The sequence below is a fragment of the Rhizobium sp. Rhizsp42 genome, assembly GCF_047304155.1.
In the GTDB taxonomy this organism is placed as follows: Bacteria; Pseudomonadota; Alphaproteobacteria; order Rhizobiales; family Rhizobiaceae; genus Rhizobium.
On the sequence record NZ_JBGLYS010000010.1, the window covers coordinates 1 to 19,401 of the forward strand.

Annotated in this window: 18 protein-coding genes; 7 read left to right on the plus strand and 11 right to left on the minus strand. The window is 59.3% G+C overall.

Translation table 11 applies throughout. The features are described from left to right. From ACCD05_RS11910 to ACCD05_RS11920, 3 genes are all read left to right on the plus strand, one after another. Positions 1-321, plus strand: a 321-nt coding sequence (locus ACCD05_RS11910; RefSeq protein WP_413392810.1) for a cupin domain-containing protein, incomplete at its 5' end; no start/stop codon positions are given. Then, on the plus strand, positions 318-551 hold the full coding sequence (locus tag ACCD05_RS11915; RefSeq protein WP_413392812.1) for a hypothetical protein: 234 nt from the start codon (positions 318-320) through the stop codon (positions 549-551). The genes ACCD05_RS11910 and ACCD05_RS11915, both read left to right, overlap by 4 nt. A gap of 50 nt (positions 552-601) precedes the next feature. Beyond that, positions 602-1,723 carry an acyltransferase family protein gene (locus ACCD05_RS11920; RefSeq protein ID WP_413392814.1) on the plus strand — a complete coding sequence of 374 codons (1,122 nt, stop codon included), beginning with the start codon at positions 602-604 and terminating at the stop codon, positions 1,721-1,723. Positions 1,724-1,762: 39 nt separating this feature from the next. On the opposite strand, the gene galE is transcribed toward ACCD05_RS11920, so the two are convergent. The 3 genes from galE to ACCD05_RS11935 form a co-directional block, all read right to left on the minus strand. Beyond that, a complete protein-coding gene (gene galE / locus ACCD05_RS11925; protein WP_413392816.1) occupies positions 1,763-2,746 on the minus strand; it encodes a UDP-glucose 4-epimerase GalE in 984 nt (327 codons plus the stop codon). Positions 2,747-2,877: 131 nt separating this feature from the next. Then, a complete protein-coding gene (locus tag ACCD05_RS11930) occupies positions 2,878-3,216 on the minus strand; it encodes a hypothetical protein (RefSeq protein WP_413392817.1) in 339 nt (112 codons plus the stop codon). Between the two features lie 272 nt (positions 3,217-3,488). Beyond that, positions 3,489-3,677 (minus strand): hypothetical protein, encoded by a 189-nt coding sequence (locus tag ACCD05_RS11935; RefSeq protein WP_413392819.1) that lies wholly within the window; start codon positions 3,675-3,677, stop codon positions 3,489-3,491. Positions 3,678-4,002: 325 nt separating this feature from the next. On the opposite strand from ACCD05_RS11935, the gene ACCD05_RS11940 reads away from it, so the two are divergent. Next, positions 4,003-4,533 (plus strand): hypothetical protein, encoded by a 531-nt coding sequence (locus tag ACCD05_RS11940; protein ID WP_413392821.1) that lies wholly within the window; start codon positions 4,003-4,005, stop codon positions 4,531-4,533. Positions 4,534-4,642: 109 nt separating this feature from the next. On the opposite strand, the gene ACCD05_RS11945 is transcribed toward ACCD05_RS11940, so the two are convergent. Further along, entirely contained in the window at positions 4,643-6,349 is a 1,707-nt protein-coding gene (locus ACCD05_RS11945) for an adenylate/guanylate cyclase domain-containing protein (protein WP_413392823.1), read from the minus strand. 713 nt (positions 6,350-7,062) lie between these two features. Between ACCD05_RS11945 and ACCD05_RS11950 the strand changes: the two genes are divergently transcribed. From ACCD05_RS11950 to ACCD05_RS11960, 3 genes are all read left to right on the plus strand, one after another. Then, positions 7,063-8,649, plus strand: a complete 1,587-nt coding sequence (locus ACCD05_RS11950; protein WP_413393067.1) for a Re/Si-specific NAD(P)(+) transhydrogenase subunit alpha — start codon at positions 7,063-7,065, stop codon at positions 8,647-8,649. 30 nt (positions 8,650-8,679) lie between these two features. Then, on the plus strand, positions 8,680-10,113 hold the full coding sequence (locus tag ACCD05_RS11955; RefSeq protein ID WP_413392825.1) for an NAD(P)(+) transhydrogenase (Re/Si-specific) subunit beta: 1,434 nt from the start codon (positions 8,680-8,682) through the stop codon (positions 10,111-10,113). Positions 10,114-10,370: 257 nt separating this feature from the next. Continuing rightward, on the plus strand, positions 10,371-10,610 hold the full coding sequence (locus tag ACCD05_RS11960; protein WP_413392827.1) for a hypothetical protein: 240 nt from the start codon (positions 10,371-10,373) through the stop codon (positions 10,608-10,610). A 490-nt stretch (positions 10,611-11,100) separates the two neighbouring features. Here ACCD05_RS11960 and ACCD05_RS11965 read toward each other — a convergent pair whose 3' ends face one another. The 7 genes from ACCD05_RS11965 to ACCD05_RS11995 all read right to left on the minus strand — a co-directional run bounded on the left by ACCD05_RS11965 (position 11,101) and on the right by ACCD05_RS11995 (position 19,213). Further along, complete coding sequence (locus ACCD05_RS11965; RefSeq protein WP_413392829.1) at positions 11,101-11,877, minus strand: SDR family oxidoreductase; 777 nt, start codon at positions 11,875-11,877, stop codon at positions 11,101-11,103. 14 nt (positions 11,878-11,891) lie between these two features. Beyond that, entirely contained in the window at positions 11,892-13,040 is a 1,149-nt protein-coding gene (dgoD, locus tag ACCD05_RS11970; RefSeq protein WP_413392831.1) for a galactonate dehydratase, read from the minus strand. A 13-nt stretch (positions 13,041-13,053) separates the two neighbouring features. After that, positions 13,054-14,682, minus strand: coding sequence for a GMC family oxidoreductase (locus ACCD05_RS11975; RefSeq protein ID WP_413392833.1), 1,629 nt, complete (start codon positions 14,680-14,682; stop codon positions 13,054-13,056). Positions 14,683-14,708: 26 nt separating this feature from the next. Next, a complete protein-coding gene (locus tag ACCD05_RS11980) occupies positions 14,709-15,599 on the minus strand; it encodes an aldose 1-epimerase (protein WP_413392835.1) in 891 nt (296 codons plus the stop codon). A 9-nt stretch (positions 15,600-15,608) separates the two neighbouring features. Then, positions 15,609-16,616 carry an ABC transporter permease gene (locus tag ACCD05_RS11985; protein ID WP_113200980.1) on the minus strand — a complete coding sequence of 336 codons (1,008 nt, stop codon included), beginning with the start codon at positions 16,614-16,616 and terminating at the stop codon, positions 15,609-15,611. A 12-nt stretch (positions 16,617-16,628) separates the two neighbouring features. Next, positions 16,629-18,155 carry a sugar ABC transporter ATP-binding protein gene (locus ACCD05_RS11990; protein WP_413392838.1) on the minus strand — a complete coding sequence of 509 codons (1,527 nt, stop codon included), beginning with the start codon at positions 18,153-18,155 and terminating at the stop codon, positions 16,629-16,631. Positions 18,156-18,232: 77 nt separating this feature from the next. Further along, positions 18,233-19,213, minus strand: coding sequence for a substrate-binding domain-containing protein (locus tag ACCD05_RS11995; protein ID WP_111564576.1), 981 nt, complete (start codon positions 19,211-19,213; stop codon positions 18,233-18,235). Between the last annotated feature and the right edge of the window lie 188 nt (positions 19,214-19,401).

Here is a 19,401-nt window from a genome sequence, read left to right on the forward strand (position 1 = left end):
TGGGGCGGCTACACCTCGATCTTCAACGGCGACCGCTTCCAGGTGAAGCGCATCTTCGTCACGCCGGGCAAGAAGCTGTCGCTGCAGAAGCACCACCACCGCTCCGAGCACTGGATCGTCGTCAAGGGCACGGCGGAAGTGACGATCGGCGAGAACGTACAGATGCTGCGCGAAAACGAATCGGTCTACATCCCGCTTGGCGAAGTGCATCGTCTCGCCAATCCGGGCAAGATCCTGCTCGAACTCATCGAAGTCCAGACGGGCTCCTACCTCGGCGAAGACGACATCATCCGCATCGTCGACGAGTTCGGCCGTAGATGACGACGAAGATTGACATCCAGAAACTTGGAGGCGCGCAAATGGGTAACAGCCTGACGGAACATTCATCCCAGACGAGGCAACAACCCGCCCTTGTCGGATTCAGTCGACTCCAGCGTGAAAGCCGGTTCTTTCAAGAAGATTTGGACTGCGGATCGGCTTGCGGCGGCGACAATGCCATCCCTGAATTTGAACCGTTACGACGGCTCAGAATTGGAAGGGTGGATTTTTGAGCGCTTGGCGGTGGCTCAAGCGCCGATCCTCATAGACCGGAGATCAACCGATGCAATCACTCATCAAAACGCAATGGCTCAGACTGCGTGGCGAAATCGAGCGAGGCGACTCGAAAGGACATCGATATGAAGGTTTGGACATACTAAGGGGCGTCGCCGCGCTCGCTGTCCTTTTCAAACACTTCCACTCTCGTCTCGATCTTCCCTATCTCGCTCCAAACGGCTACCTCGCGGTCGATTTCTTTTTTGTTCTGAGCGGCTTCGTCATCGCCAACGCGTACGGGAAACAGCTCGAGGATGGAACGCTATCCACAGGCACCTTCTTTTGGAAGCGATGGATCAGGCTCATGCCGCTGATTGTCGTGGGTATGATGATTTCTGTGATCGCGCAGCTTGGGCGACCCGATCCCGATCAGACGCGGCATTTGAGCGATGTAGCAATTGCGCTAATCTTTGGTCTGAGCTTGATGCCGATCCTTCAGACGTCGTTTTTCAAGACGCCGACACTTGAGCAATCGATATTCCCGCTGAACACACCGATGTGGTCCTTGTTCTTTGAGGTTTTCGCCAACATTGCTTTCGCGGTCTATATAAGGCTTCGACTGCCGCCGTGGTCTGTTTTCGTGATCGTTGTGGTAAGCGGTCTTTGGCTATTGATTGGGATCAGCAGTAGAGGTGACGTAAACTTTGGTTTCAATACAAGTGGCTTTTGGTTCGGCTTTCCGCGGGTGATCTGGTCATTTTCCATCGGCATGCTGATCTATCGGTATCGTTCATTCGCCCCCAGGAACATGTTTTTCCCGGCGATGGTCGTCCTGGTCGCCATTCTCCTAACGCCCACGCTTGGCCTCTCCAGGGTGGCAGCCGATATGATCGTCGTGATGATTGTAATGCCGGCAATTGTCTTTGCATGCTTGAATGCCGATCTCGGCAGCCGCGCTCGGCTGTGCGCGACCTGGGGCGGTAACCTCTCCTACCCGCTGTATGCGCTCCACTATCCGATCGTCCAAGTCTTGGGCTACGTGGCAAAAGCGCAGAACTTGCCATGGATAATGCAGGCTGGTGTCGTGATCGGAGGAACGGCCTTCCTTGTTGGCCTGTCTGCGGTCGTCTACACAATGGTAGATGTTCCGCTGAGAAGACGCATATCGATGCTAGTGCGGCGCGCTTGAGCGCTTCTTCGATCGCTCTGGGAGCCGTGTCACAGCAAATCAGTGATGGTTGGATTTCGAATGCCAGTTCCAGGCCGAGCGGATGATCTGGGAGAGATCATGCTGCGGCACCCAGCCGAGCACTTCGCGTGCCTTGTCGTTGTTGGCGACCAGCGTATGCGAATCGCCTTCGCGGCGGCCGACATATTCGACGGGGAATGGCTTGGCGGAGACGTCTTCGATCGCGCCGAGCAGTTCCTTCACCGTCGTGCCGGTTCCGGTGCCGAGATTGAGCGCAACCGATTCACCGCCACGCAGCAGATGCTCGACGGCACGGACATGCGCATCGGCAAGATCGAGCACGTGGATATAGTCACGTACGCAGGTGCCGTCGCGGGTCTCGTAATCGCTGCCGAACACCTTGAAGCCGTCGCGCCGGCCAAGGGCCGCATCGATCGCGAGCGGGATGGCGTGGGTTTCCGGCTGATGCCACTCGCCGATACGGCCTTCGAAATCGGCGCCGGCGGCGTTGAAGTAACGCAGCACGACCGAGCGGAAGCCGGTGTACTTGTCGTAATCGGCAAGCGCCTGTTCGACGATGTATTTCGTCTGGCCGTAGGGATTGATCGGCACCTGGCGGTGGGTTTCATCCAGCGGCACGCTCTGCGGCAGGCCATAGGTCGCGCAGGTGGAGGAGAAGACGAAAGCCTTGATGCCGGCTGCCTGGGCCGCTGCCAGCAAGGTCAGCGTGCCGATGACGTTGTTTTCGTAGAAGGCGACCGGGTCCTTGACGGATTCACCGACCTCGATCAGGGCGGCAAAATGCAGGATGGCTGCGGGCTTGTGCTTGGCCAGAACCTCGTCGAGGCGCGCGCGATCCCTGATATCGCCTTCTTCGGCTGGACCCCATTTGACGAACTCGCGGTGCCCGTTGGAGAAGTTGTCGTAAACGACGGGCTTGAAACCCTTGTTGGCGAGATCGAGACATGTGTGGGAGCCGATATAGCCTGCACCGCCAACGACCAAAACTGTTTCATCTGCCATGCACCACCTTCTACAGTGCCACCATCACAGGGTAATGGCCACGTTCTTCTCATCTGGCAAGGGTCATCCGGGTGCCATCATCTCGAAAGCAAGCGCAACAAAGGCCGCAATTAAACACTTACCGCCCATCCTCAGGCATTCATCAAGCGGTCTTGAGCGGCTAGCTTCGCGTAACGGGGAACATTGACGTTCTCGAAGGCAGTAAAAAGAAACAGTTTTAACGCAGTGACCTCTATTTCCATCGCAGCCGCCTGTGCTGGATCAGAAGCAGTCCATTGCCGCACGGTTGAGATCGACCTGCTCAGTGCGCCTGGAGAGGTAAGGTTGGCTGCGTCAAACTTCCCGCTATCCGTTACATACCAAACGAACAGGCGGATCGCGACATAGGCTGGATTGTAGTAACCCTCCGCGCAAATATTTTCATGCTCCTTGCGCAGCATAGCGGATGTTTCGCGTTTTAGTCCACGCATGTCCAACCCGAGCTCGCAAAGCTTATCGGCGACACTTTCCGACTGAGTTTCAGGCCTAAGCCTTGCGAGTATGGGTCTCATTTCCATACGCACAGCGTAACGCGAGATTGGCGAGTTGAGAACGGTGCTTACATAAGCAATTTGGCTAATGTAGTGCAGCAAAAATACAGACCGCGATCTTCTATCCAGATCTCGCGGAATTCGCATCGGACATACCGATCAAGTATGGTTAATGTCTCTCGAAATCCGCTGGGCCTTTGAGGCGCTTTGTTCTATTGAACTTTCCTGGACCCTTGGTCGGTGTCAACCACGATCCCGTGCTTTAGGGCTTCGTCCACAATTTCCTCGATCGCTTGCCTTACGCGGTAAACTGCGATGTCAAATCCGGGGTCTTCCCTAGGGGCTATGTCACCGGCGATAATAAGTGTTAAAATCAACTGTGCAATACTGGATTCGTTCATGAATATCGCCAACATTTAATCGTCGAGTCTAGCGGCAATACTCCTATGCTGCAATGCACAATACCAGAATGCGCTTGCGAAATTGCAGTGGCGATGTCTCCGAGGTCAGACTGCGATCCGTTCAAGCGGCCCCACAGTCCTCACTCCCATCACTGTACCGGATATGCGGACTCCTCGCTGTTGACTTGCACCGAGAAATGACCCGGCATTGCCGGGGATGCAGACCTAAAACTTAGATCACCGAGCGGTAGCGCAATCCTATCTTCCGGGGCCTCGAGGAGACCAACATGGTCCCATTCGGCGGCTTCCTTCCCACACGGTTGAAGTGGATGCATCGACCGAGGTGCTGGCAACCTACATTTCGGACTTCCCGATCTTTCCGCCGGAAACGTCTTGGATGCGAGAACCAAAATCAAACACTCCGGCCATCACCATCAAAACCACGTCCAACGGCGGCAAGCTCATTTGGTTCGTGGCCGACTTGGACCGTTGCTATGGGCGTGACGCCAATCCCGACCACGCGCTGATCATTGCGAACGCAGTGAATTACGCGATCGGCGACGAACGAAAGGTGGCGCTGTCGGGCACCCACGGTGTTATCATTGCTGAGCTCTACCGTCAGGGAGGCCGCAAGATCCTTCACCTGAACAACAGGCTTCTGCTCTCGAACGTCCCAGGAAGACAATATGACCTCGTTCCGATCGGTCCGGTCACTGTCCGCCTTCGCATCGAGAAGGCGCCCGCGAAGATCGACCTGCGTGTTGGTGGGAAGACCGTGGAAGGAAAGACCGACGGTAACTACGTGACCTTCGTTGTCGACGCCATCGCCGACCATGAAGTTGTCGTGGTGAACTGACGAGGCTAGCCAAGCGATGGGGGCGGTGTGCTTCCATCGCTACCCCAGTCTGTCGGCAGTGGCTTTGCTTGCTGAAATCCGCGATCCCACCCCCGACGATCTGGCGCGTTCACCTCTCCGGCAAGCCAGCTTTCCGGAAGCCATCGATGAAGTGGTCCCGCACATCTATGTCGCGCAGCGGCTGGGAGTTTAACCAGTGGTCGATCGTGAAATGAGGGTGGGCGATCAGGAACAATTCCGCTTCTCGGTGCGCTTCCTCATGGTCGCCCAACTGCGCAAGCGTAGCGGCCAGGAATTTGCGTGAGTTGGTGCGATATGTCTCCTCCCTGCGGAGTGTGGCTTTCGCCGCCTGATAGTCGTGCGCGGCGTATTGCGCCTGTCCAAGATGGCAAAGGTACCAGCAGGCTGGATAGGGATTAAGCCGCAGGGCCTTTTCGATCTGCGCCAAGCCGGCGGCAATCTTGCCATCCAGCACGGACATGTCCGACATGGCAGCCCAGGTGTCGGCGTGGTTGGGGTCCAGCTCCAGGGCCTTTGCGAAGGCTGTCTCGGATTCCTCCCATCGCCGCTCATAAGCCATGATGGTCCCCAGAATGTAACGGCAGTCGGCATCGTTGGGATCCATGTCGACCGCTTCCTGCGCCAGCGTCACTGCCATCGCCCGGTTTGGATCTTCCGGCTCGCCGAAATGAGTCCAGGCAAGCCAACGATTATATGCGAGCAGACCGAGCGCCTCGGCATATGATGGTTCGAGCTGAACCGCGCGCTGGAGCAACATGTAAGCCTCGCGCTCGGTTTGCGGCGACTCTTCCGTCAGGAGGCGGGCGCGGACACACAAATCGTATGCCTCGACGTTCTTCGGACGATTGCGTTGCGCCGGAGCGGTCAGCCGGCCGACGAGGGCTTCGACGATCTTGGCGTTGACTTCGTCCTGCAGCTCGAAAACATCTTCGACCGTCCTGTCAAACCGGTCGGCCCACAGGTGCTTGCCGCCAAGCGCGTCGAACAATTGCGCGTTGATGCGCACACGCCCCATCGTGCGTCTGGCGCTCCCCTCAAGAACGTAGCGGACGCCGAGTTCCTGGGCGACCAGCCGTACGTCGACCGCTTTGCCCTTGTAAACATAGACGGAATTGCGCGCGATAACGAACAGGCCGGCCGTACGGGACAGGTCGGTGATCAAGTCTTCCGTCAAGCCGTCGACAAAATGCGCGTCAGCATCATCTCCGCTCATATTGGTGAACGGCAATACGGCGATCGAGGGCCCTTCGGGGAGCTGCAATATGCTCTGCAGCGCATCCGGCCAATGCCACACGTGGACCGGGCGGGTCAGGTTCTTCAGGTAGCGTTCGCCCGCATCGAAGAACCGCTCGTTGATCTTGCCGACGATTTCGCCGTGGACGCCGGCTGAAATGCAGATGCCTCCCGATGCGGCCTGCGTCTGAAGGCGCGCGGCGACGTTTACGCCGTCACCGAGGATGTCCGAGCCGTCGCCGATGACATCTCCCACATTGACGCCTATGCGCAAAGGCAGGCGGCGGTCTCCAACCAGTTCAACAGCGGCAGTGGCCCGCTGTATCTCCAACGCCGCGGCGACCGCGTCCAACGCGCTCGCGAATTCGATGAAAAATCCGTCGCCCATGACCTTGAAAATGCGACCGTTGTGGCGCATCGTGGCCGGTTCAATAGCGCCGGAACGGAGTACCCTGAGGTTCTCCACCGTCGCGACTTCATCAGCCTCCATCAGGCGAGAATATCCCACCACATCGGCAACGACGATGGCGGCAAGGCGCCGCTGAAGAGATAGATCCGTCATCTGAGGACAAGCCTAACGACTGAGCTCGCAGGTTATTGTTCAGCCGTATGTGAGTCAACAAGTCGTGAGAGGTGCAATATCTACTGTCGGCATGAAGTCGCCATGGGGGCTCCCGCGCTTCCCATTGGCGCTTCCATGATCATCCATCCAAACATGCCGAATAAGCCTTCAACTTTCGAAGCTCGGTCGATATGAATCGAGTGGATGTCAGTCGAGGTCACCGACCTATGGCAAGTAGAAAATGAGTTGCTGCAGCTTTGATAACAAATCGGAAACAGGGTCGCTTCCGGATCGCGCGACTGTGGTCCAGCCCGCTACGTCTTCTCCACCATGCGATGTCAAGGAGATCCCAGGCGGTCGTGTTCACGTCGGGACAGCTAAGTTGCTTCTTACCTTTGTCGGCGAAGGGCCGCCACGCGTGAAAGCCCCAGGTTACTGACTTCAATCTCGATGGGGCCGATCCGCTGCGGCCTTGGGATTGCAATTGTTTTTGAGTGAGATGCCACACTCTCGCTATCTTTTGTCGCACCTGCATCCAGTGGCAATTAAAATTAAAATCGATTAGCAGATTCATGAAACGACAGAAATGCCCGGATTCGCGTTTTCCGGTACTGGACAGGTATTGACGTCTTTGGTTGATCAGCCTCGGCCATAAACGCCGTTCAATGAATAAGCGCGACCCGGTCGCCGTTAGGGGTACAATAAACATGACATTGAAAATTGGAGCTCCCAAGGAGCTTATAGCCGGCGAATCGCGCGTGGCGATGACACCGGAATCGGCGTTGCAACTGCAGAAGCTGGGTTATATCTGTCTGATCGAGGCTAGCGCCGGCTCTCTGGCCGGCTTTTCCGACAAAGCCTATCGCGCAGCGGGCGTGGAGGTTGTCGAAACAGCCGAGGCCCTGTTTGAACAAGCCGATATCATCGCCAAGGTGCGCCCTCCCGAACCGCGGGAACTGGAGCGCCTGCGTGCCGGTCAGACGCTGATTTCGTTCTTTTATCCGGGGCAAAACGCCACGCTGCTGGAGCAGGCCAAGGCAACCGGTGCCAACGTCATCGCCATGGACATGGTGCCGCGCATTTCGCGCGCGCAGAAGATGGACGCGCTTTCGTCGATGGCCAACATCGCCGGTTACCGCGCCGTCATCGAGGCGGGCAACAATTTCGGCCGCTTCTTCACCGGCCAGGTCACCGCCGCCGGCAAGGTTCCGCCGGCCAAGGTGCTGATCATCGGCGCCGGTGTCGCCGGACTTGCCGCGATCGGCACGGCCACTTCGCTCGGCGCCATCACATACGCCTTCGACGTCCGCCCGGAAGTGGCCGAGCAGATCGAAAGCATGGGGGCCGAATTCGTCTTCCTCGACTTCAAGGGCGGTCAGCAGGCCGAGGGGCAAGACGGCGCGGCGACCGGCGGCTATGCAGCACCGTCCTCGCCGGAGTTCCGCGAAAAGCAGCTGGAGAAGTTCCGCGAGCTGGCGCCCGAGATCGATATCGTCATCACCACGGCGCTGATCCCGGGGCGTGATGCGCCAAAGCTGTGGCTGGCCGATATGGTCGCCGCCATGAAGCCGGGTTCCGTTATCGTCGACCTCGCTGCCGAGCGCGGTGGTAACTGTGAGCTTACCGTTGCCGACCAGCGTATCGTCTCTGACAACGGCGTCGTCATCATCGGCTACACGGATTTTCCGAGCCGCATGGCCGCGCAGGCATCGACGCTCTATTCGACCAATATCCGCCACATGATGACGGACCTGACGCCCGCCAAGGATGGCAAGCTCGTCCACAACATGGAAGACGACGTCATCCGTGGCGCAACCGTCGCCTTCGAGGGCGCGGTGACCTATCCACCACCGCCGCCGAAGATCCAGGCGATCGCCGCCCAGAAGCCAAGGGAAAAGACCAAGGAGCCGACGGCTGAGGAAAAGAAGGCCCGCGAGGCGGCCGCCTTCAAGGCGCAGACCAAGAGCCAGGGCTTCCTGCTTTTGATCGGCACCGCGCTGCTGCTCCTGGTCGGCGCTTATGCCCCGGCGAGCTTCATGAACCATTTCGTGGTCTTCATGCTCGCCTGCTTCATCGGTTTCCAGGTGATCTGGAACGTCTCGCACTCGCTGCATACGCCGCTGATGGCGGTGACCAACGCGATCTCGGGCATCGTCATTCTCGGCGCGCTGCTGCAGGTCGGTTCGGGCAACTGGCTGGTCGTCATCCTGGCCGCTCTGTCGGTTCTGGTCGCGACGATCAACATCGTGGGCGGTTTTCTTGTCACGCGGCGCATGCTCGCCATGTTCCAGAAGTCCTGATCGGGCCAGGGATATCAAGGGATTTTCAATATGACGATTGGTATCGTTTCGGCCGCCTATATCTCCGCGGCTGTGCTTTTCATCCTCTCGCTCGGCGGCCTGTCGGGCCAGGAAAGCGCCAAGCGCGCCGCTTGGTACGGCATTGTCGGCATGGCGCTCGCCATTGTCGCGACCATTTTCGGCCCTGGTGTCAGCAACTGGTTCATCATTCTCCCGATGATCCTGGCCGGCTCCATCGCAGGCTACTACGTGGCCAACCGCGTGCAGATGACCGAGATGCCGCAGCTCGTGGCGGCACTTCACTCCTTCGTCGGCCTCGCCGCCGTCTTCATCGGCTACAACGCCCACATCGAAGCATGGCGCGTTGCCGGCATGGATGAGGCGGCACGCGCTGCACTCGATGGCTTCGCCGGTATTCTCGCGCACAAGACCCCGGTCGAGCTCGCGATCATGAAGGTCGAGGTCTTCCTCGGCGTCTTCATCGGTGCGATCACCTTCACCGGCTCGGTCGTCGCCTTCGGCAAGCTGGCCGGCAAGGTCGACGGCAAGGCCAGGAAGCTGCCCGGCGGGCATTTTCTCAATGCCGCCGCCGCGATCCTGTCGCTGATCCTGCTCCTGATGTACGCCAACGATGCTGGTGTCTGGACGCTGATCCTGATGACGTTGCTCGCCTTCTTCATCGGCTACCACCTGATCATGGGCATCGGCGGCGCCGACATGCCGGTCGTGGTGTCGATGCTGAACAGCTATTCCGGCTGGGCGGCCGCCGCCATCGGCTTCACGCTCGGCAACGATCTCCTGATCGTCACCGGCGCGCTGGTCGGCTCCTCGGGCGCGATCCTCTCCTACATCATGTGCAAGGCGATGAACCGCTCGTTCGTCTCGGTCATTCTCGGCGGCTTCGGCACGACGACCGGTCCTGCCATGGAAATCGAGGGCGAACAGGTCGCCATCGACGCCGAAGGCGTGGCGTCCGCGCTCAACGATGCCGATAGCGTCGTCATCGTGCCGGGCTACGGCATGGCGGTGGCGCAGGCGCAGCAGGCCGTCTCCGAACTCACCCGCAAGCTGCGGGCCGGCGGCAAGACCGTGCGCTTCGCGATCCATCCGGTCGCAGGACGTCTGCCGGGCCACATGAACGTGCTGCTCGCCGAAGCCAAGGTGCCCTACGACATCGTGCTTGAGATGGACGAGATCAACGACGACTTCCCCGAGACCGATGTCGTCATCGTCATCGGCTCAAACGACATCGTCAATCCGGCTGCCCAGGAAGATCCGAACTCGCCGATCGCGGGCATGCCGGTTCTCGAAGTCTGGAAGGCCAAGCAGGTCTTCGTCTCCAAGCGTGGACAGGGCACCGGTTATTCCGGCATTGAGAACCCGCTCTTTTACAAGGACAACACACGGATGTTCTATGGGGACGCAAAGGCGAGCGTTGGAGCGCTGGTGCCTCTTCTCGCATAGTTAGGTGACGAGAGGCAGCCTACCGTGACTTCCAACACTTCGTGAATAGACTATGCCGGGCGATCTAAAAGCGTCCGGCATTTTCCCGTCGGGTTGCGTTTTGGCGGACGTTTCTGGCGGCCCACGGCCGCCAGAACATCATTCTCAATGTAGCGGTTTTGAAAAATCCTGCGACAAACTTCCTACAGACCCGGCAAACCCCCGCGACAACTCTAAAGTAACTTCCGCTTACCGATAGTCCTAAAAGGGAGACGGATATGCGTGGAGAACTTTGGCAGGTGATCATTATGCGGCAGGTGCTCAACGAGTTCCGCGCTCAGCATGATCTGTCCGTCAAGGATCGCCCCGCGATCGAAGCGGCTGAACTGCTCATGCGGTTTGTGGCGGAAGGTGAATTGGATCCCGACGAACCGCGGACGCGTCTCGATGACGTGATGGTGGATTACCCTTTCGGCAAGCGGCCCCAGCCCGCAGCGCAAGACGGCGCCGACGCCTAAAGCCTTTTCGCGTTCACAGTTATAAAATAACGAAGGCGGAGCGACCTGAAGGATGGCTCTGGTATCCGCGTTGAAATTCATTGATGGAAAATTCAGGCGTCAGCCTTCCGTCCGCTTTCCAGGCTATCAACGAGTTGTCATGGAATTGTGCCGGATAGTATGAAAAGTGTAACGGGATTGTCTCAACTGGCTGTACGATGCGATCGTAATTCATTGCGTCCGCTGCCACTTTACCGCATCAACGCGCGGCCATGGAACGCGTGACGCTGTCGCGTCAGAGAGCGGGTGCTGACCGCGAAGGGTGGTCGGCGATGTCGTGCTGATCTGGCGCTTCAGACGTGAATAAGTAAGCCTGACGTTTTCATGATCGATCTGCTCGGACGAGACGCCTAAGATAGGCGCTCCGTCACTGTGCGCGGTTGTCGGAGCAAGGCAGTGGCGGCGCATTCGTGCGGCCCGCTACTGCTATCTATACCGCACCAGGCAATGGCTATGGATGCTGTTGCACGCTCAGACCGCCATCGATGGTCAGGCAGGTCGCATTCATGAATGGGCATTCGTCCGAGATCATGAAGACCGCGGCCAGCGCGATCTCCTCGGGCGTCGCTATGCGCCCGCCCGGGTGCAGCTTCATCGTCTCGGCCTTGGCGGCGACGGGATCTGGGAAGCTGTCCCAGTAATCGATGACCTTCTGCGTCGCCACGTAGCCCGGTGCCAGGGCGTTTACCCTGACATTGTGGGCCGCATATTCGAGCCCGAGCGACTTTGTCATTCCGAGCAGTGCGTGCTTGGCCAGCGGATAGGGGAATGTGTGGGGTATGATGGTGAAGGCGTGGGTCGATGCGATGTTGAGGATGACGCCACCCCGCATCGCAATCATGTCAGGAAGCACAGCCTTGCAGCAATTCCAGGCACCCTTCAGGTTGATGTCGAAACACCGATCCCACTCCTGATCGGTGGTCTCCAAGGGATGCGAGAAGACGTTGACGCCGGCGTTGTTGACCAGGGCGTTTATCGCGCCGATTTCATCTGCTGCCTGCTTGACCGCGGCGGTGACAGCCGTTGCATCGGTAATATCAACCGAGCAGTAGCCCACCTTTCCGCCAAGCTGCTTGAGACGCTCGGCTTGTTCGGCCAGGAGCGCTGCATCCCTGTCGATCAGGAACAGCGAGGCATCCTGCCGGAGAAACTCCTTCGCGATAGCCAGGCCGATGCCCTGCGCCGCGCCGGTGACAAAGATTTTCTTTCCACTTAATCGACCGGACATATTCTCGCTCCAACCTACCATTCGGCAAAGCTGCCGTCGCTATGGCGCCACACTGGGTTGCGCCAACGGTGGCCTTCCTTGGCCTTCTCGATAACGTATTCCTCGTTGACTTCCACCCCAAGCCCCGGCCCTTGAGGGATGCTGACGAAACCGTCCGCATAGTGGAAGACCTCCTTGTTGGAGATGTAGTCGAGGATGTCGTTGCCCTTGTTGTAATGGATGCCGAGGCTCTGTTCCTGGATGAAGGCGTTGTAGCTGACAGCATCGACCTGCAGGCAGGCGGCGAGCGCGATCGGCCCGAGAGGGCAATGCGGGGCGAGCGCCACGTCATAGGCTTCCGCCATGGTGGCGATCTTGCGGCATTCGGTGATACCACCGGCATGGCTGAGATCGGGTTGAAGGATATCCACATAGCCCTCGGCCAGGATGCGCTTGAAATCCCAGCGCGAGTACAGCCGCTCGCCGAGCGCGATGGGCGTCGAGGAGTGATTGGCGATTTCCTTCAGCGCCTCATGGTTCTCGGAAAGCACCGGTTCTTCAATGAAGAGCAGCTTGTAGGGCTCGAGTTCCTTGGCCAGCACCTTGGCCATCGGCCGATGAACGCGGCCATGGAAATCGACGCCGATACCAACATGCGGCCCGATGGCCTCACGAATGGTCGCTATGGTCTCGACCGCTTTTTCCACCTTGTCATAGGTATCGACGATCTGCATCTCTTCGCAGCCATTGAGCTTGATGGCCTGGAACCCACGGGCCACCACCTCCCGGGCGTTGTTTGCGACATCCGCGGGGCGATCACCACCGATCCAGGAATAGACCTTGATCCGGTCTCGCACCTGGCCTCCGAGCAGCGAGTGTACCGGCTGGCCGAGTGCTTTGCCTTTGATATCCCAGAGTGCCTGGTCGATGCCGGAGATCGCGCTCATGTGGATTGCGCCGCCGCGGTAGAAGCCGCCGCGATACATGACATTCCAATGGTCTTCGATCAGAAACGGGTCCTTGCCGATCAGGTAATCCTCAAGCTCGTGCACGGCGGCCTGAACCGTGAGCGCGCGCCCTTCGACGATTGGCTCGCCCCAACCGACAATCCCCTCGTCCGTTTCGACCTTCAGGAAAAGCCAGCGCGGCGGAACGATGTAGGTGGTCAGCTTGGTAATATTCATGGCGTGGGTCCGATCAAGCGAGAATGAGGTCGGCCGCCTTGGCGGCGGCGGCAAGGACAGCGGCATTGGTGTTGCCGCTAACGATGGTCGGCATGAGCGAGGCGTCGATCACGCGCAGGCCGCGTGTTCCATAGACGTTCAGGCTTGCATCCAAGACGGCCTCGGGATCGCTGTCGCGGCCCATTTTGCAGGTGCCGACAGGGTGGTAGCCGGTTTTTACGGTGCGTTTGCAGTGGGCGGCGACGGCCTCGTCGCTCGAGACATCCGGGCCCGGGAAAATTTCCTTGTCGATCAGATCACGCAGCGGCGAGGCTTGGAGGACCGTTCGAGCGAAGCGAAAGCTTGCCATCGTCAGCCGCAGGTCGTCGGGGTCGGAAAAGATCTGCGTGTCGACAACCGGATCGGCAAATGGATCCGCCGACGAAAGCGTTACGGATCCGCGTGCCTTGGGGCGCAGCAGCAGCGAATTGATGGTGACGCCGTCTCCCGGCTCCGTGCCCATCACGTCGCGATCGAGGTAGACCGTGGGCACGCAGAACATCTGGATCGTCGGTCGGTCGTTGTTGCCGTCGGGGTCATAGAAGGCGCAGGTCTCGACGCCGGTGGTGGAAACGGGGCCGGACTTGAACAGCAGATATTGCAGCCCTGCCTTGATCATCGGCCAACCCCGGTCGGCGCCGTAATATCCGAACGATCCGCGGGTCGTGGCGACGACCGGGCACTCATAGTGGTCCTGCAGGTTCTTGCCGACACCGGGGAGCGCCAGCCTCGTCTTTATTCCGTGCCTTGAAAGTTCATCTTCCGGTCCGATGCCTGAGATCATCATCAGCTTCGGTGTCTGATAAGCGCCGGCGGCCAGAATGACCTCGGCGCCGGCTGTCGCCGTTTTGCTGCTCCCGCCTTTCATGTAGTCGACGCCTGTCGCGCGGTCGCCTTCCATGCGAATGGCGGTTACGGTCGCACCAGTCTCGATCTTCAGCAACGGATTGTCCATCACCGGCTTCAGGAAGGCATCGACCGCGCTTGAACGCTTGCGCGTCGCCCAATCGATCGTGTGTTGCATGAAGCCGACGCCGAACTGATGCTCGCCGTTGAAATCCGGGTTGTAGGGAATGCCCATGCCCTGCAGCGTTTTCACATAGGTGCGCGTCATCGGGCTTGTGTGGCCCAGATGCGATATTTTCAGCGGACCGCCGAAGCCATGATACACACCCGCCAGATGATCGTTGTCCTCCTGGCCTTTGAAGTAGCCAAGCATGTCCTGATAGGACCAGGCGCCATCGTTATCGGCACCGGCCGGTGTCACGAGTTCGTTCCAATGATCGAAATCCGCTGCCTGGCCGCGCATGTAAACCATGGCGTTGACCGTGCTGCCGCCGCCGAGAACGCGACCCTGCGGTACGATCGGACCACGACCGCCCAACTGTGGTTGCGGTTTGGTCTTGTGCATGGCGAGGTACGTATCCTTCGCCAGGAATTTCATGTATCCGGCGGGGAAATTCATGATTGGGTTGGGTTTGGCGGGGCCGCGCTCGAGGATGAGCACGCGCGCCTTGCCATCGGCCACAAGTCTCGCGGCAACGACGCAGGCGGAACTGCCTCCGCCAACAATGATGTAGTCGAACTGACCGGTACCGGGCATGCGATTCTCCAGCTATGCGCGACGTATTAAATGTCTTGTGGCCGAAGCCGAATGGATCCCGAGAGCGTCTCGCCGGGTTCCAGCCGCCTGAGATCACCGAGACTGGGAAGATTATGCCCGTTCGCCAGATGCGACATTGGCTCGAAGCAGAAATAATCCCGCTTGAATGAAGGATCGAACGCCGTATCGGAAACGAAGACGAAGGCGTGCTTGAACACGGGGTCCGCCGTCAGATGAAGAGCGGTGTGGCGCTCTGGCCATGATACGATCGCCTCGCCGCACCAGTCCTCGAATCCGTTGTTTACCCACCGATGCGGAAGTTCGGACGGCCTGCTGAAATCGAGGTCCTCGGGAATGTTCGTCGCCTCTCCGGGCAGCCAGCCCTCGACCTCGGTCCAGAACTTCGAAGCCGGGGCGAAGAGCGTTGTCTCAGCTGTCATCGGAAAGTATGGATGCCAGCCGATGCCGAACGGCAAGGCCACTTTTCCGCGGTTCTCCACGGCCAATGTCAAAACCAGTGCGCCATCCTTCAACGCGAAGGACTGCGTCGCATGATATGCATAGGGCGTATGGCCACCTCGGTGCGTGAAGCCGAGCTCGAGGTGATCATTGCCCTGGCCATCGATCGCCCATTCCGACTGCCATCCCTCGCCATGGAGGTAATGCTCATCCCATGAGGTGTTTGGCGTGAATTGATACGCCCTACCCTCGTACACGAAGCGGTTTTGCCGAACGCGATTTCCGAAGGGCACCAGGGGATAGCATCCTGATGATAGCGCGTCGGCATCATCAGACCGAGCCGGGCGCAACAGCGGCACCTTGCCCATGTCACTGTCTTGCCAGAAGCCGAGCACAAGGCCGCCCGTGGTCGATACCTTCAGTGACAGCGAGCCTGACGTCAGTTCAATTGCGGACATGATATGCGCTCAGCCCTTGTTTCGCGACATGCTGCGCTTAATCGCCTGGATGTTTGCCAGCACGGCGATGACGATAATGAGACCACGCACGACCTGCTGGAAGAACGGGTTGATACCGAGCAGCACGAGGCCATTACCGATCAGTGTGATGACGAGCACACCAAGAAGCGTTCCCAGCATGGACCCGCGGCCGCCGGACAGCGATGTGCCGCCGACCACTACCGCCGCGATCACGTCGAATTCCAAGCCGGTGGCAGCCGTTGCATTGCCCGATCCCAGACGCGAGACGAGCAGGATGCCGGAGATTGCCGCCATGGCGCCGGCAATGGCAAACAACGCGACCCGAATTTTCGATACGCTGATGCCGCTCAGGAACGCGGCATGCGCATTGCCGCCGATCGCGAATACCGACCGACCGAAGGCTGTCTTTCTGCTGATGAACGCGAAGGCCGCAAACAGCACCAGCATGATGATTGCTGCCGGCGGAACGCCGAACAGCGAGCGATCAAGCGCGTCCAGCATGTCGTTGCGACCGATGGAGACAGGCAGCGCATCCGTGACGAAGAGGGCCGTACCGCGCAGCGCGCTCCACAAGCCGAGTGTGGCAACGAAGGATGGCACGTCGCAATAGGCGCGCAGGGCGCCTGCGATGGATCCCAGCAAAGCACCGACCACGATCGCGAGCGCAAAGGCCAGCGGTGTCGGAGCACCCCACTGCAGGAAGAAAGCCAATACGACGGAAATGAACGCCACCATCGGTCCGACGCTGACGTCAATTTCGCCGGCGATGATGATCAGCGTGGCCGCCCAGGCAGCGATGCCGATCGTGGCGGCATCGCGCAGGATGTTGATCTGGTTGTTGAACGACAGAAAGCCGTTCGCGGACGAGGTAAACACGACGTAGAGAACGATGATGGCGACGAAGAGGCTCAACTCGTTCATGTGTTGCGACAGACCAAAGCCCGACTTGCTGGATTTTGATCTTGAGGACGGCTTGGCCGTCTGTTCGAGTGACATCTGGTGCCTCCCTCAATGTCCGCTGATGCAGGCGGCCATCACGGCATCCTGATCGATGTTGGGTGATATGAACTCGTCTTTTAGCGTGCCGTCTCTGAGGACGAGGACGCGATCGCACACAAGCGGGAGTTCCTCGATTTCGCTGGAGACAAAGATCACGCTCCGGCCCTCGGCCGCGAGTTGACGGATGATTGCATAGATTTGCGCCTTGGCCTCTACATCGACGCCACGCGTGGGTTCGTCGAGAAGCAGGATACGGCTGTTGGCATAGACCCAGCGGCCGATGACGACCTTCTGCTGGTTGCCTCCGGAGAGCGTGCCGATCGGCGTGTCGGTGCGCGCTGCCTTGATATACAGCCGATCGATCACGCGCCGTGTTGCTTCCGCCATCATCCGGCTCGACAGGACACCTGTCTTGCTGACACCGGAGAAGTTGGTCGAGAGCGTATTCTCATCGACACCCAGCAACGGGACGATGCCTTCTTCCTTGCGGCTCTCCGGTGTGTAGCCGAAGCCACGGCGCAGCATCTCCTTGTAGCGGCCAGGCTTCACGGTCGCGCCATCGACAAGCAACTGGCCGGCATCAAAACGACGCACACCGGCGATCGACTGCAGCAGCTCCGTTCGCCCGGAGCCGAGAAGGCCGGCAATGCCGAGCACCTCGCCTTTCCTGAGTGCGAAGGAAACGGAGTTCAGCTTAGGCGCAAGCGCCAGATCCCGCACCTCAAGGACGACCTTGTCACTGCCGGTGTTTTCAAGAGCGGCCGCCCGCGAAGCTTCCGATCCCAGCATGAGCCGAACGATCTCGCGCGTGTCGGCGCCCTTGACGTCAACCGTGTCGATGATGCGCCCGTCACGCATCACGGTCGCCGAATGCGCGATCTGGCGGATCTCGTTCATGCGATGGCTAACATAGATCACGGCTATGCCCTCGGAAGCGATGCGCGTCACCGCGGCCATCACTTTTTCCGCTTCGGCCGCTGCAAGCGAGCTTGTGGGCTCGTCCAGAATGACGATCGTCGGCTTGCCGACGAGAACACGGGCAATCTCCAGAAGCTGCCGTTCGGCGGGGCTGAGGCCAGCAACCAGTCTGTTGGGAGGCAGGTCGAGGCCCAGCCGTCCCATCGCTTCGGCTGCCGCGGCTTCCATCTCCGCATATTGGATAACGCCGCCCTTGCGCGGCCAGCGGCCGAGGAACAGGTTCTCGGCAAGCGTCATTCCTGGTACCAGGCTGAGTTCCTGATAGACAACCCGAACACCCTTTTCGAATGACTCCTGAGCGCGCCCCGATCCGGCATGCGACAGTTCCGCGCCGTTGATCGAAACCGATCCGCTGTCCGGGATTTCGGCACCGGTCAGCATGCGGATGAGCGTCGATTTTCCGGCGCCGTTTTTTCCGAGCAGCGCCCGGACTTCACCGGCCGCCACCTGGAACGTGGCGTTGTCGAGCGCAAGCACGCCAGGGTAGCGACGCGTACAGCCGATGACGGATGCAACGATGGGCGATGACGCTGGCTGAAGATTGGTGGCTTGTGTCATAGGTCTTTCCACTCATGGAGCGATGCCGCCGGTGGGCCGGCGGCCTCTTTCTTCAAGGCAAGCGAGAGGATCCGCGATCAGGGGATGCCGTCCGCGTGTGCCTTCAGCCAAGCCTTTCCGTCGTCGGAAGACTTGTAGAGGTCGATGTCGTAGGCAACCTTGATGTCGGCCGGAGCCTGCCCGTCAATGGACTTGATCGCCTGGGCCAGAGCCAACTTGCCCAACCCCTGGCCGGAGATGTCGACCACGGCCTTGATGACCGTGAAGTCTGAAAGTTCTTGTGCGATTTCAGTGGTCATGTCGCCACCGAAGACGACAACCTTGCCGGTCTTGCCCTGGCTCTTGACCGCGCGAGCGGCGCCGAGCGTGGCGCCACCGGCCTCGCCGAAGAACGCATCGATATCCGGGTTCGAGGAAAGCATGGTGCTGGCGACGGATACCGCCTTGTCCAGAACGGCACCTTCCTGGTTCGCGACGATCTGGGCGCCGGGAACCTTGGCTTTCAGGGCATCTTCAAAGCCCTTGCGGCGCGTGACGCACACTTCGACAAATTCACAATTGAGGACCGCGATCTTCGGCGCATCCTTTTTCTCGGCGATGAAGTAATCGGCCGCTGCCTCGCCGAGCTTGTGTCCAAAGTCGTAGGGGTCTCCGACGGCATAGGCGGAGATATATTCCTTCATGTCGGCGTCGTTGAGGCAGGTATTATAGCAGACCACCGGGATGCCGGCGTCATGCGCGCGGCGGATCGCGCGGTAGGAGCCGTCGGCGGAAACGGGCGAGACGATGATCGCTTGAACGCCGGCGGAGATCAGTGAATCGATGAACGACGATTCCTTGCTGACATCGCCCTGCGCATTGGTTTCCACCACGTCCAGTTTGCGCCCGGCGTCGTTGGCGCCAGTCTGGATACCCTTGCGGACGCCGGCATAGAAGCCCTGGGCATCCATGTAGATCGCGCCGACCTTCAGGTCCTTGTCCTGCGCAAAGGCAGGGGCTGCGCTTGACGCAGCAAGGGCGCTAATCGCCGCCAATGCGACGCGGCTGAAACGTTTCATTTTTTCCTCCCAACAAAATTGACCACCGGCGAAGGCCAAGGCTCATCTGCCGCCCTCTCCACGACGACTGGAAACTATTCATCATCGTACAAATGTCAATATAAATACGATTTATTTTCGGAGTTTTGCCTGGATTTGACGCTGGGTCGCCGAAAAGACCCGAGTTCTCGTCAAATTCACGTATAATA

Coding starts and splice junctions, on each gene's coding strand:
- ACCD05_RS11965 (WP_413392829.1), bottom strand. CDS start 11,877: ATGTCCGGTCGATTAAGTGGAAAGAAAATCTTTGTCACCGGCGCGGCG.
- ACCD05_RS11985 (WP_113200980.1), bottom strand. CDS start 16,616: ATGTCACTCGAACAGACGGCCAAGCCGTCCTCAAGATCAAAATCCAGC.
- ACCD05_RS11920 (WP_413392814.1), top strand. CDS start 602: ATGCAATCACTCATCAAAACGCAATGGCTCAGACTGCGTGGCGAAATC.
- ACCD05_RS11980 (WP_413392835.1), bottom strand. CDS start 15,599: ATGTCCGCAATTGAACTGACGTCAGGCTCGCTGTCACTGAAGGTATCG.
- ACCD05_RS11990 (WP_413392838.1), bottom strand. CDS start 18,155: ATGACACAAGCCACCAATCTTCAGCCAGCGTCATCGCCCATCGTTGCA.
- ACCD05_RS11930 (WP_413392817.1), bottom strand. CDS start 3,216: ATGCGTGGACTAAAACGCGAAACATCCGCTATGCTGCGCAAGGAGCAT.
- ACCD05_RS11945 (WP_413392823.1), bottom strand. CDS start 6,349: ATGACGGATCTATCTCTTCAGCGGCGCCTTGCCGCCATCGTCGTTGCC.
- ACCD05_RS11915 (WP_413392812.1), top strand. CDS start 318: ATGACGACGAAGATTGACATCCAGAAACTTGGAGGCGCGCAAATGGGT.
- dgoD (WP_413392831.1), bottom strand. CDS start 13,040: ATGAATATTACCAAGCTGACCACCTACATCGTTCCGCCGCGCTGGCTT.
- ACCD05_RS11975 (WP_413392833.1), bottom strand. CDS start 14,682: ATGCCCGGTACCGGTCAGTTCGACTACATCATTGTTGGCGGAGGCAGT.
- ACCD05_RS11960 (WP_413392827.1), top strand. CDS start 10,371: ATGCGTGGAGAACTTTGGCAGGTGATCATTATGCGGCAGGTGCTCAAC.
- ACCD05_RS11935 (WP_413392819.1), bottom strand. CDS start 3,677: ATGAACGAATCCAGTATTGCACAGTTGATTTTAACACTTATTATCGCC.
- ACCD05_RS11955 (WP_413392825.1), top strand. CDS start 8,680: ATGACGATTGGTATCGTTTCGGCCGCCTATATCTCCGCGGCTGTGCTT.
- galE (WP_413392816.1), bottom strand. CDS start 2,746: ATGGCAGATGAAACAGTTTTGGTCGTTGGCGGTGCAGGCTATATCGGC.
- ACCD05_RS11995 (WP_111564576.1), bottom strand. CDS start 19,213: ATGAAACGTTTCAGCCGCGTCGCATTGGCGGCGATTAGCGCCCTTGCT.